This is a genomic window from Acinetobacter sp. ANC 4636 (assembly GCF_054454555.1).
Window position 1 is genome coordinate 1 of sequence record NZ_JBTKVD010000018.1, and the last position, 12604, is coordinate 12604.

General features: G+C 41.2%; 11 protein-coding genes and 1 pseudogene. 1 reads left to right on the top strand and 11 read right to left on the bottom strand.

Going from position 1 to position 12604, the window contains the following annotated elements; genetic code table 11:
* The 6 genes and pseudogenes from ACX1N5_RS14125 to ACX1N5_RS14150 all read right to left on the bottom strand — a co-directional run.
* Positions 1–162 (bottom strand): annotated as a pseudogene (locus ACX1N5_RS14125) (OprD family outer membrane porin); the annotation flags it as partial.
* Positions 163–248: 86 nt separating this feature from the next.
* On the bottom strand, positions 249–1598 hold the full coding sequence (locus ACX1N5_RS14130) for an MFS transporter (RefSeq protein ID WP_458803113.1): 1350 nt from the start codon (positions 1596–1598) through the stop codon (positions 249–251).
* 110 nt (positions 1599–1708) lie between these two features.
* On the bottom strand, positions 1709–2410 hold the full coding sequence (locus ACX1N5_RS14135) for a fumarylacetoacetate hydrolase family protein (RefSeq protein ID WP_458803114.1): 702 nt from the start codon (positions 2408–2410) through the stop codon (positions 1709–1711).
* Between the two features lie 31 nt (positions 2411–2441).
* A complete protein-coding gene (gene maiA, locus ACX1N5_RS14140) occupies positions 2442–3080 on the bottom strand; it encodes a maleylacetoacetate isomerase (protein ID WP_458803115.1) in 639 nt (212 codons plus the stop codon).
* Positions 3077–4297 (bottom strand): 3-hydroxybenzoate 6-monooxygenase, encoded by a 1221-nt coding sequence (locus ACX1N5_RS14145; protein WP_004749636.1) that lies wholly within the window; start codon positions 4295–4297, stop codon positions 3077–3079. Before ACX1N5_RS14145 ends, maiA begins: the two co-directional genes overlap by 4 nt.
* A gap of 25 nt (positions 4298–4322) precedes the next feature.
* Positions 4323–5360, bottom strand: a complete 1038-nt coding sequence (locus tag ACX1N5_RS14150; RefSeq protein WP_458803117.1) for a cupin domain-containing protein — start codon at positions 5358–5360, stop codon at positions 4323–4325.
* Positions 5361–5509: 149 nt separating this feature from the next.
* On the opposite strand from ACX1N5_RS14150, the gene ACX1N5_RS14155 reads away from it, so the two are divergent.
* Positions 5510–6409 (top strand): LysR family transcriptional regulator, encoded by a 900-nt coding sequence (locus ACX1N5_RS14155; RefSeq protein ID WP_004749634.1) that lies wholly within the window; start codon positions 5510–5512, stop codon positions 6407–6409.
* 186 nt (positions 6410–6595) lie between these two features.
* Here the strand turns inward: ACX1N5_RS14155 and ACX1N5_RS14160 are convergent, their stop codons facing one another.
* The 5 genes from ACX1N5_RS14160 to phbB all read right to left on the bottom strand — a co-directional run bounded on the left by ACX1N5_RS14160 (position 6596) and on the right by phbB (position 12280).
* Positions 6596–7141, bottom strand: a complete 546-nt coding sequence (locus tag ACX1N5_RS14160; protein WP_458803119.1) for a hypothetical protein — start codon at positions 7139–7141, stop codon at positions 6596–6598.
* A gap of 791 nt (positions 7142–7932) precedes the next feature.
* The gene (locus tag ACX1N5_RS14165) at positions 7933–9111 is read right to left on the bottom strand and encodes an acetyl-CoA C-acetyltransferase (protein WP_458803121.1); all 1179 of its coding nucleotides are present in this window, start codon (positions 9109–9111) and stop codon (positions 7933–7935) included.
* Between the two features lie 102 nt (positions 9112–9213).
* A complete protein-coding gene (gene phaC, locus ACX1N5_RS14170; protein WP_458803123.1) occupies positions 9214–10989 on the bottom strand; it encodes a class I poly(R)-hydroxyalkanoic acid synthase in 1776 nt (591 codons plus the stop codon).
* A gap of 118 nt (positions 10990–11107) precedes the next feature.
* Positions 11108–11488, bottom strand: coding sequence for a phasin family protein (locus tag ACX1N5_RS14175; protein ID WP_323053040.1), 381 nt, complete (start codon positions 11486–11488; stop codon positions 11108–11110).
* A gap of 45 nt (positions 11489–11533) precedes the next feature.
* Complete coding sequence (gene phbB, locus ACX1N5_RS14180) at positions 11534–12280, bottom strand: acetoacetyl-CoA reductase (RefSeq protein ID WP_458803125.1); 747 nt, start codon at positions 12278–12280, stop codon at positions 11534–11536.
* Between the last annotated feature and the right edge of the window lie 324 nt (positions 12281–12604).

A 12604-nucleotide genomic window follows, 5' to 3' on the forward strand; every position in this document is an offset into this window, starting at 1 on the left:
GGGATTTTCATAGTCACGGTTGATGTAGGCATTTTTTAGCGTGAATTTCCATTCATCCTCGTTTGGCTGTCCCAAGGAATCTGCTGCATAACTTGATGTAGCGACGACAAATAATGAAGGAATTGCCAAATTTTTAAATCGTAATTGGTAAAATAAGCGCATAAAGCATCCCTGCTTTCTGTGCAGCGAAGCACAGAAAGATCTTATTTAATTGTTAATGTTGAGCGAAGTAAAAGTAAGTTATTTAATCAAGACAATTCGGAAACAGTCTGTGTCTGTTCTTTTTTTAACCTTTGAATCAAAAGTAACGAAATTGCCGCAAGTACTGCAGGTATCGCAAGTAAACTCATGATTTCAAGACTGGATAAGTTTAAAGACATCAGCCATCCTCCTACGACTGAGCCAATCACTGAGCCAGAACGACCGACTGCATTTGACCAACTGACTCCTGTTGCACGACAGTGAGTTGGATAAAAACCCGAAGCAAAAGCATTGGCGCCCACTTGAGAACCACTAATTCCGACACCAACCCCAAACATTGCCAACATCAGGAGTAGTGTATTGGCCTGTTGAATGCCCATGCCCAAACCAACCAGACATAAACAACCCAATATATAAGCCGCGCTCAGAATCTTGGTCGCATCTTGCTTATCCATCAGGAATCCCAAGACAATCGCACCAATGGTTCCTCCCACCTGAAAAATCGAAGTCAGCCAAGACGCGTTGGATAAGTTGAAACCTGCATTGGTGAGTAAGGTTGGCATCCAGCTAGAAATCATATAAATGATGAGTAGGCTCATAAAAAAGGTAAACCAAATCAAAACTGTGCCAAGTGCATACCCTTTGGCAAACAGGTCTTTAAGACTTGATTTTTCAACTTCGTTGACGGTAGGAATGAGGGTTGGAATCGCAGTTTGTGCAGGTGCAATGCGAGCAGCAATTTTTTCAATTTTATCTGTGGCTTTCTTTTTTAGAACCAGAAAACGAATCGATTCCGGTAAAAAATATATTAAAAAAGGAACCAGCAATAACGGTAAAATTCCTCCGATCAGCAAGATTCCATGCCAGCCAATATGCGGCAATAACTGTGCCGATAGAATCCCACCAAAAGCCGAACCAATGGTAAAACCACAAAACATCATGGTAACTAAATTGGAACGACGTGATGTCGGTGCATATTCAGCCGTAAGGGTAATGGCGTTCGGCATGGCTCCGCCCAAGCCCAAGCCCGTGATAAACCGCAAAATAATCAGGGTATGTAAATCTGGAGAAAATGCAGAAAATACCGTCGCTAAACTAAAGACGATAACTGAACCCAGCAAAATGGGCTTGCGACCCAGTTTATCGGCCAATGGTCCAAAAATGAGAGCGCCTGCCATTAGACCAAATAAACCTGACCCAAATAAAGGCGCAAGATCCGTTGCTTTGAGTGCCCATTCGGCTTTAAGTGCTGGGGCAATAAAACCAATTGCAGCCGTATCAAAACCATCAATCGCAACAATCACAAAGCATAACCACATAATGCTTTTTTGCAGCGATGACAGCGGGTTGGCATCAATAAAACTCTGAATATCGACTTTCATCTTATTTTGAGACATAGAACATCCTCACACCATGCAACATGGTGTTTTGCAATCCTTAGCAAAAGAGTACCCGACTGTATTTTTTATTCAGGTCAGGCACTCTATTTAAAAATCAAACCATTGATTTATTTAACGTTAACTGTAATTCCTGTTAATCCTGTAATATCAGCACGCATGACATCGCCTTTCACCACAGCACCAACACCTTCAGGCGTTCCTGTGAAAATCAGATCACCCGCTTTGAGTTCAAATAAAGTTGACAGATTGGCAATCGTCTCAGATACATTCCAGATTAAATGACTAACATCACTACGCTGTTTGGTCTCACCATTAACCGTCAAATGAATGTCAGCTTGATTGAGTTCACCCGTTTGAGTAATTGGATGAATTGGACCAACTGGCGCAGAAAAATCAAATGCTTTACCAATTTCCCATGGGCGACCTTTTTCGCGCATTGCCATTTGTAAATCACGACGGGTCATGTCCAGACCAACGGCATAGCCATAGATATAATCAGCAGCATCTTCTACAGAAATGTCTTTACCATCTTTACCAATCGCAACCACCAGTTCGATTTCATAATGGTAGTTGGACGTCTGCGCTGGATATGGAATATCAACCGCTTCTTGGTTTACTGGAACAATCGACTCCAGATCATTAGGTTTACAGAAGAAAAATGGTGGCTCACGATCTGGATCAAATCCCATTTCACGGGCGTGTGCAGCATAGTTACGACCAACACAGTACACGCGGCGCACAGGAAATTTCTGGGTTGAGCCATCAATAAACAAACCCGCTTGGGTCATCGGCTGAAAAATAAATGACATATCTTGTGTTCCTTGTCTCATATTTACTGTGTTACAACGCATCAGGTTGCTGTTTTGGCGCGGCATTCTGGAATGCTTCCAATGTCATACAGTGTTGATAAATTTCAAAAATATCAGGGTAAGATGTCAGATCCACCTGAAAACGCAGTGCTGAATCTACCTGAGGAATTAAGTAAGCATCCGCAATGGTTGGCTGGTTGCCATAACAAAACTTGCCACGCTCTGGATCTTGACTCAGCATGTTTTCTAAAGCTGAAAAACCACTGTGAATCCACTTTGCACACCATGCCAATACTTGTGTTTCATCCAAAACGAGATCCTGACGTAAATATTCCAGAACGCGCTTGTTATTTAATGGATGAATATCACAACCAATTAAGGCAGCCATCGCACGAACTTTAGCCTTACCAAATGCATCTTTTGGCAATAATGCAGGTTCAGGGTATTTTTCCTCCAGCCATTCGATGATGGCTGGGCTTTGCGTTAAATAACCTTGTTCGGTTTCCAGTACTGGTACAAAACCTTGTGGATTTATAGCCGTGAATGTACTTTGGCGATGCTCATTTTTTGCCAAAGAAATAAACTCTTTGACATAGCCTAAGCCTTTCAGATTGAAGACTATTCGGACTCGATGTGAGCTTCCGCTACGGAAAAACCCATAAAATTTCATGCCGCATGTCCTTGATAGTTTTTCACTGCATCCAGACAGTTACTCACGTTCCAGCCATACAACCATTCCATCGCATCATAGAAACGTTCTGCAGAACGACCACGCCACAAATCATTACGGACTAAGCGTTTTACACCCGAAGCATGGTAGAGTTTGCCCATTTCACGTGAAGACAAAACGATACGTGCTGTACGTGCTACACGGGCTTTTTGATACATATCCAATGCAGTCAGCAAGTCATTGTTGTTAACACGTAGTGCTTCGCCAAGGGTCACGGCATCTTCAAGTGCCATACATGCGCCTTGTGCCATGTATTGTGTGGTTGGGTGAGCCGCATCGCCCAGTAAAGTCACTCGACCAAAAGTCCAAGTATCAATCGGTTCGCGGTCAGCCGTCGCCCAGCGACGCCAGCTTTTTGGCAGCTCAATCAACTGACGTGCTTTCGGACAGATATCCTGAAAATACGACAAGACTTCTTCTTTGGAGCCATCAGTGACGCCCCACTCTTCCTGCTGGCGGCTATGGAAGGTCACAACCACATTATATTCCTTGCCACCACGTAGAGGATAATGCACAAGGTGACAGTTTGGACCCACCCAAATACTGGCAGCATTCCATTTTAAGTCATCTGGAAATTCACTTTCGGGTACTACGGCACGATATACCACATGGCCTGTCACCAAGGCAGGGTCATGCACATAAGTTTCACGTACCACAGATTTCACACCATCGGCACCAATCAGGGCCTGACCAGTATAAGACTTACCATTTTGGTCATAGATGGTGACGCTATTTTCGTCCTGTTCAACCTTCTGAATGTGACAATTGGTAATGATTTCAAGGTCGCCATATTTTTTGGCACCTTCTACCAACGAACCATGAATGTCCGCACGGTGAATCACGGCATAAGGATTTCCAAAGCGTTGACGGAACTTTTCATCGGTTGGGATTTTACCAATCTGATATTCATCAATAGCGTCGTGCATGACCATATAATCAGTATAAACTGCTTTACTACGGGCAATTTCACCAATACCGAGCGCATCAAAGGCATGAAAAGCATTTGGTCCAAGCTGAATTCCTGCACCAATCTCACCAATTTCAGGTGCTTGCTCAAAGACCTGAACCTTAAAACCTTGTTTTGACAACGCCAATGCTGCTGCAAAACCACCAATGCCACCGCCAGCAATTAAAACCGGTTGATCTTGATTTGACATGATTTATATCCTTATAAAATCTAAATTAATGACGTTCACGTACCGAATACACGCCCAGTTTTTTCTGAACAGGTGCTTCATCGGCAATAAACACATAACAAGGCTGGTCAGAAGTATTGATTAAATCAATTTGAGAGAAACAAGGTGCACAAGCTGTATCTGCTTTGCCCAGATCAAAAAATTTCTCATCTGTTTTCACCATGACCTGACCATCAATCACATGAAAAACCTGAGCGCATGAACGTGGCTGCAACTGAACGGTTTCATGTGGACGCAGCATCAATGCGGAATAACCAATGATATTTTGGCAATCAGCGCCTGTTTCAGGATTGATATAAGTAACTTCAACAGGCCCTTGATGTTGCTGATCCTCAGCTAAGGCATGAAGTACTTTTCGTGTCTCTTTCCATGAATAGCGCATCATTGGATAAGAGGCGTTTTCACGGATAAAATGACAAGTTGGAACAACACCCACACCATAACGGTGCGCATTTCCAGAACTGGTCACTTTCTGAATATCGCCTGGCTGAACATAAGATGCTTCCATATAGTAGACCAATGGTAAATCCAGCACGTCTAACCAGATCACAGGCTCATTCCCATCATGGCCATGTTCATGCCAAAGCCCTGATGGCGTAAGGATTAGATCACCATGTTCCATCAGGCATTTTTGCCCTTCAACTGTGGTATAAGCGCCCTCTCCTTCAACAATCAGACGTACTGCATTCGGGGTATGGCGATGCGCTGGTGCCCATTCTTTAGGTAGCAATAACTGCATCCCTAAATACATGACTGAGCTGACTTTCATGTTCTCTAAACCATGCCCAGGGTTGGCAAGTACCAAAACGCGACGCTCAGCTTTTTCAATCGGTGTGAGCTCACCAGCTTCTAAAAGTAAGGGCTTAATGTCTTTAAAATACCAAGCCGTTGCAAGTGTCTGTGGGATCGGTTTTTGTGGCGGTAAAACATTACGTAAGCTTGGCCATAAAGGAACCAGATTTGACTGCTTTAACTCATGCAAATAGCGGGTTGGTAACTCATCCAATGTTGCTAACTGTTCCATAGCTCATCCTTTTTGACATCGATAACAACAATCCATTTTGTTGTATTGAGACTAAATGTTTCATTGATGTCTAAGTTAACAACAGAATTTTGTTGAAGCTATGAGCAGAAATTAATACACTGTATTGATATTATCAATACAGAATAATCATGTTAGATATCGACTCCCGTTTATTAAAAATTTTCTTTGAAATCTATAAACATAACAGTGTTTCTAAAGCCGCTGAAAAGTTGGGAATTGGGCAGCCGACACTGAGTATTGCCTTAGGACAGTTAAGAGAGCATTTTCATGACCCTCTTTTCGTTCGCATTGAAAATAGAATGCAACCAACTGAATTATCTAAACAAATTTATCCAATTGTGTTTGAAGCCTTAAACAAGATTAAAGCCATTCAGGATTACAATATTGATTTTGACCCACTGACCTCAAATTACGAGTTTAAACTGAGCATGACGGATATTAGTCACTTGGTCTTACTCCCGACACTCATCAATTACTTACGGGAACATGCTCCGAATGTCCGTCTTGACATTCATCCAATTGACTTGAATACACCAATGATGATGTCGAATGGTGAAATTGATCTCGCTATTGGTTTTTTGCCACAGCTCGAAGCAGGTTTTTATCAGCAAACGCTTTTTCATCAACATTACATTTGCATTGCGAGCCAAAATCACCCTCGATTGGGCAATACCTATATTTCTGATGAAGAATATCGTCAAGAGATGCATGTCGATATTTTAGCAACGGGAGGGCACTATGCTTTAGAACATGAATTGCAAAAACAGGGTGTAAATCGCAATATTCTCGTTCGCCTGCCGAGTTATTTAGGTGTTGGACTGGTGGTGCAAGACACTGATGCCATTGCAACTATTCCTCATTATCTGAGTCAGGTTTTATTAAACCGTGGTGGCCTAAAAATCTTACAACCACCTTATGCATTTCCAAGTTACAGTGTAAAACAACACTGGCATGCGCGCTTTCACCATACGCCGAGTAATCAATGGCTTAGACAGGTTTTCTTTCAATTATTTTCGGGCATCTGCTAATCTTTTAGAGCTGGGTATCAACATAAGAAGCATAAGGCTATTAGCATCAGAAACTCAGTGATTGGCCTAAACAATCAAATAGATAGAAGCTGCCTAAAATGCTTTGGGTTCATTCCATCAAAATGCAATAACCCCCTGAATCAAACGATGAATTTTGGAGAATTCCATCTATTTTTTGACTGATCCCTATGACAGAGGTAAAGACGTTTCACCTTCTAATATAAAAGTTCTGGCTGCTGGAGAACTGGCTGGTTTGATATGCAGTGTACCAGCCCCCTTCAAACCTTTAAATATGCCAGTACCACTAACAACTTCCCAAAATCCATTGTCATTAAGTTGTGGTTTACCATCTTTATCTGGTAGAAAAATAGCACGCACTGTCCACTTGATGTAGGCAATATTCGCTTCTCCCTGACTTAAGATCAGGTAACCGCTAGGATCTCCGCTCACTCCAGGAATGATGTCATGTCTGCCAAATTCAGTCACCGAAGCACCAGAAAAAAGACCTTTACCAACGGCTTGCCCTTCTCGCTTAACCATTAGCACAAAATGCCCTGTCCCATCTTTAAATTCCATTTTTATTTGCTCTTTAGGCGTCATTACTGCTGAAATATCAAGGGCATCCGCAAATGCTAAGCCTGGTTGAATAAGAGCCAGAGCAACAAACAGTTTAAAAAAATTCTTCCTTGAATTGTTCTGAAATTGCGCCTTTACGTTAAGGATAAATCGCAAAAGTTATAAATATAGGCTATCATCTATTCAACGCACTTGAACTACAGTCATATCTGATCCGACAAGACACAATCGTGGGCAGCAACTTCCTATAAATTCTTAAAATATTTCTGTTCAAAGGTTTAATAACATAGCTCACTATTTTCATAATGGCTTCTCATTCGATTGTAGTAAACTTCAATATATTCGAATAGATCGTATTAGCTTCTTTTTTTGTAAGGTTAGGGCTTGTATGGAGTTTCCAATTCTATCTAGAACATCAAAAAATATAAGTTGAAAATTTCATGACTGAGCGAAAAAAATCTCCCCATTTTATTCGGTGGTGACTATTCGCATTCCCAAACAAGTTTTGATATGCCTGATTCAAATAAGCCCTTTGAAAATCTTTCTTTTACAGCATGGCATACTTTTTTATATGAACACAAACCACACGGTGTAAACCAATATACGTTACGTAGTTTACAGCTATTTATAAAATCAAAACCAAGTGTATGAATTTCAATAAATATTGAATAGGCTAAAATGATTAGAAGTCAGGGGGCATTATGAATCAAGTAAAAAATTCAAGTACAGTAAAGATTCATTAAACTCGCTACAGAAATAACCAAAAAGACAAAATAATTCGGAAATATGATCTATAAAAAGCCTTGTTCAGAAATATTTCGTTCGTATTACTTATTATTTTATAGATCGTCGGATTTTTTCTATTGATTTTCTTATGTAAAACCCAGCTTCATATTTGGATGAGTATCCAGTGAAGTGACTCACTGGATACAATCAACAAGACGCGATTAAACAGATTCTACCGCCAAGGCAACACCCATTCCCCCGCCAATACATAAAGTTGCTAACCCTTTTTTAGCATCACGACGTTGCATTTCATGCAACAAGGTGACCAAAATACGGCAGCCTGAAGCACCAATCGGATGACCCAATGCAATCGCACCACCATTGACATTGACTTTATCCATGTTTAAACCAAGCTCTTTTGCTACACCCAATGCCTGTGCTGCAAAGGCTTCATTTGCTTCAATTAAATCAACTTCATCCAGACTCCAGCCAGCACGAGTCAAGGTTTTCTTCACCGCTTCAACTGGACCTAGACCCATAATTTCTGGTGCAACACCCGACATGGCATAGGCTTTAATACGTGCCAGTGGTTGTAAGCCCAGCTCTGCTGCCTTTTCTGCGCTCATCACCAATACTGCTGCTGCACCATCATTAAGGCCCGATGCATTACCTGCAGTCACGCTGCCATCTTTTTTAAATGCAGGTCGCAACTTAGCCAGACTTTCAGCATTGGTGTCAGCTTTAATATATTCATCACGATCAAAAACCAAAGGTTCACCTTTGCGCTGTGGTACATAAACAGGCGCGATTTCCTCAGAAAATTTACCTTCAGCCTGAGCTTTAGCCGCTCGTTGTTGTGAAGTTAAAGCTAATGCATCTTGCTCTTCACGGTTAAGCCCGAGCTTTTCTACAATATTTTCTGCAGTAATGCCCATGTGATACTGGTTATAAACATCGGTCAAACCATCGTAAACCATGCTATCTACGAGCTGGGCATTGCCCATTTTCTGACCATTACGCATTTGAATAAAATGCACACTTTGTGACATCGACTCTTGTCCACCCGCAACAACAATCTCAGCTTCACCTGAAACAATTGCTTGAGCCGCTAAATGAACAGCACGTAGCCCTGAACCACAGACCACATTTAAGGTTGACGCTGGTACCGTAATCGGAATTCCTGCTGCAATTGCTGCTTGACGTGCAGGGTTTTGCCCCACGCCTGCCGTCAAGACATTGCCCATAATCACCTGATCGACCTGTTCTGGCTTAACCGCTGCGGCATCTAAAACTGCACGAATGGCAACCTGACCAAGTTGAGGCGCACTGACACTGGCGATTCCACCAAGAAAACTACCCACTGCTGTACGCTTTGCTGCAACAATTACGACTTCTTTCATTGTGTTTCCTAGAATTTTAAATGTTTTTATTAAATAAAAATCAAATGGTGAATTGCATTTTTCTGTGAAAATGCAACCCACATTAATGACAAATTTGAATGCTTAAAACAGGTTAACCTGCACATAACGACCTGGAGCTGCTTCTTTTACAGGGTAGATTTCTGTGCCTAGAACACGTGCTGGCACTTGCTCTCCTGCATACGGTGCAACCCATTCCTGCCAGCGTAACCACCAGGATTCCGAATGGAACTGTGCACCATCTAACCACTCTTTGCTGTTGGTATAAGGTGCAGCATTGGTATAACAGCCGTATTTGTTACGGTTTGGCGGATTAATAATCCCTGCTACATGACCTGACTCACCCAGTACCAATGTTGATTCACCACCTAGGAAAGTTGCACCCTTAAAGCAGGCATCCGAAAGCGCAATATGGTCTTCTTGTGCTGCAATAAAGAAGTTTGGTGTTTTGACTCGCGACAAATTTAAACTAACGCCATTAACTTTAATTTTGTTTGGCTGAATCAAATCATTGTTCAAATACAGGGTACGCACAAGGAAACTATGGACTTTGGCTGGAATATTGGTGCTATCACTGTTCCAGTACAAAATATCAAAATCCGAAGGATCTTTACCTTTCAGATAATTTTCAATGTAATAGTTCCAATACAAGGTATTTTCACGCAACAAGCTAAAAGTCACAGCCAACTGACGACCATCAAAATAACCCGTTTGTTCATTTAACGCTTCAATACTTGAAACCACGTGTTCATTAATGAATACACCTAAACTGCCTGGGTTATCGAAATCGAGCAATGTCGCCAGATAAGTTGCACTTTTGACATGATTTTTCAAACGCTTAGCGACATAATAGGCCTGTGTGGCAGCCAATAAAGTTCCGCCGATGCAGTAGCCAATTGCGTTTGCTTCTTTCTCGCCTGTTATTTCTTCGATAACCCGTAAGGCTTCGACAGCTCCAGAAACAACAAGATCATCAAAGGAGATGTTTCTTTGCTCGAATTTAGGGTTACACCACGACATCATAAATACTGTATGCCCTTGGTGACGTAACCAGTTCACAAATGAATTCTGTTCACGTAGATCAAGCACATAATATTTATTAATGAATGGTGGAATGATCAGAATTGGCGTTTGATGAACTGTTTCGGTCACAGCTTCATATTGCAGTAACTGAAATAATTCATTTTCAAATACCACAGCACCTGGTGTGTATGCTAAGTCCTTGCCCAAACTGAACGAGTCATTATTGGTCATGCGTACAGACAAATACTTTCCACTGTTCATTAGGTCATCATAAAACGTTTCCATACCTCGAACGAGGTTTTCACCTTGTTCGTTAATCGTTTGCTGAATCACTTCGGGATTGGTCCACAGGAAATTGCCTGGCGCAAAAGCATTAACCATCTGACGGGTAAAAAAATGAATGCGGTAGCGAACTTTATCAGGAATACCATCCACGACATCCAGCATGTCCTGAACTAATTTGCTGAAATGTAAATAAGACTGGGTTAACAAATCATAATTTGGTTCATCTTGCCACAATGGACTGGTGAACCGACGGTCACCACTTTCAGGTTTCACGAAGGGTTCAACCTGAGTCCCCATTACACCACGTAGCATGACATTTTGGTAAATCTGCATCTGGCCTTGCCACCATTTGCATTGCATTTCCATCAACCGCGTCGGATTCTTGGCCAATGCTTCAAAGAACACAGCCATGTCTTCATTATTGACCTTTGCCAGTGCCTCATTTAATGGGTTTTTACCGTAATAAAATTCTTGTACTTTTTCCCACATATTTTCATGTACATTAAAAAAATTCTGTACATTCTGATTAAACTGAAGAATATTTTGCTGCATTTCACCTCTCCATTTGGTTAATGACCTTACCTTTGCATCAGCGACACTATGAAAAACGGGGAAGTGACTGGCACTTCCCCGTGTGTTGAGCTTGATATGTCATGGTCTGAGATTGGTGTTATTTAGTGTTTGGCATAGATTCGCTAACCAACTTGTCGAATTCAGATTTGAATTCAGCAGTTAGGCTAGCCAGTTTTTTGCCATCTTCAATCATTTGCTGGCTCAGCTTGGTCATGGTTTCCATTTGTTTGGTACAACAGCCGACCATGCTTTGCATGTCTTTAACTTCACTGTTTGCAAACACTTGTGACAAAGTAATGTCTGCATATTGACGCGCAGCATCTAATTGTAAATTGGTTAAATCAGCAAAGTTTTTAGCAACCAGACTGTTAAATTTTGCATAAGGTTCAAACATGTTTTTATATTGACTATTCATGTTTGCAAACATTTCGCCATATAGCATGAGCATTTTCTCCGTAGAATTATGATTTAGTATCATTACATTATTAAAAAAACATCGAATGAGTCATCAAGATGACACACATTATTGCATATACAACCCACCGTTCACGGATAGTGTTTCACCCGTAATATAAGCACCATTATCGCTTACAAGATATAAAACTGCTGCCGCAATTTCTTCTGGTCGAGCCAAACGTTGCAATGGAATCTGATCTTCAATACTCTTGACGACTTCTTCACGCATTGCGGTGACCATCGGCGTTGCGGTATAACCTGGAGCAACTACATTAACACAGATATTAGAGCGTGCGCCTTCTTGTGCCAATGCTTTGGAAAAACCGATAATTCCAGCTTTTGTCGCTGAATAGTTTGCCTGACCAAACTGACCTTTCAAGCCATTCACCGAACTGATATTCACAATACGGCCATTTTTTTGTTCTAGCATTTTAAGGAATACTGGCTGTGTCACTGTGAATAGAGTTTTTAAATTGGTATCAATGACTTGTGTCCACTGTTCGAAGGTCATTTTTTTGAAAGTGGCATCGCGAGTGATACCTGCATTATTGACCAGTACATCCACACGACCTTCTGCCTCAATTGCTTCGTTAATCGCTACTGTTGCTTCTTCATGCTTGGTCAGGTCAGTCAAAACGAAACGTACATCACTTTCATTAAAACCTTCATTAATTAACCATTGCTTTTCGCGGTTTTCCTCACGTGGAACAACCGTAGCAACAATTTTATAACCTGCAGCAACTAACTGGCGACAAATTTCACTACCAATCCCACCCAAAGCGCCAGTAACAAGTGCAACCTTTTTTTCAGACATACATTTTTACCTTTAAAATCATTTATTTAAGTATTTAAAAAATAGATATTTATTTATTTTTTGTCGGTGTATAAATTAACCCTTAAGTTATTACGTCAGTATTACAATCACTACTTATTTTTATCGAAAAATGTAACTATTTTCTACCAGCAACTCTCAATCAAAACTCCGGCAGTATCTAAAATGAACTTAATTACTCTTTTCCTCATAACGATTGATGGATTGTGATTTGCATTGTCAATGGGTCACAACTCTCGCATTTCAACCATTCTTGGCCCTTGCGATTGTCGCCATTCAGGCATTAGTAGCAGACAATATCTTTTA

Excerpts from the sequence above, each read along its gene's own strand:
- phbB (WP_458803125.1), bottom strand. The coding sequence starts at position 12,280 with ATGTCTGAAAAAAAGGTTGCACTTGTTACTGGCGCTTTGGGTGGGATT.
- ACX1N5_RS14135 (WP_458803114.1), bottom strand. The coding sequence starts at position 2,410 with ATGTCATTTATTTTTCAGCCGATGACCCAAGCGGGTTTGTTTATTGAT.
- ACX1N5_RS14155 (WP_004749634.1), top strand. The coding sequence starts at position 5,510 with ATGTTAGATATCGACTCCCGTTTATTAAAAATTTTCTTTGAAATCTAT.
- maiA (WP_458803115.1), bottom strand. The coding sequence starts at position 3,080 with ATGAAATTTTATGGGTTTTTCCGTAGCGGAAGCTCACATCGAGTCCGA.
- ACX1N5_RS14145 (WP_004749636.1), bottom strand. The coding sequence starts at position 4,297 with ATGTCAAATCAAGATCAACCGGTTTTAATTGCTGGCGGTGGCATTGGT.
- ACX1N5_RS14130 (WP_458803113.1), bottom strand. The coding sequence starts at position 1,598 with ATGTCTCAAAATAAGATGAAAGTCGATATTCAGAGTTTTATTGATGCC.
- ACX1N5_RS14150 (WP_458803117.1), bottom strand. The coding sequence starts at position 5,360 with ATGGAACAGTTAGCAACATTGGATGAGTTACCAACCCGCTATTTGCAT.
- ACX1N5_RS14175 (WP_323053040.1), bottom strand. The coding sequence starts at position 11,488 with ATGATACTAAATCATAATTCTACGGAGAAAATGCTCATGCTATATGGC.
- ACX1N5_RS14165 (WP_458803121.1), bottom strand. The coding sequence starts at position 9,111 with ATGAAAGAAGTCGTAATTGTTGCAGCAAAGCGTACAGCAGTGGGTAGT.
- phaC (WP_458803123.1), bottom strand. The coding sequence starts at position 10,989 with ATGCAGCAAAATATTCTTCAGTTTAATCAGAATGTACAGAATTTTTTT.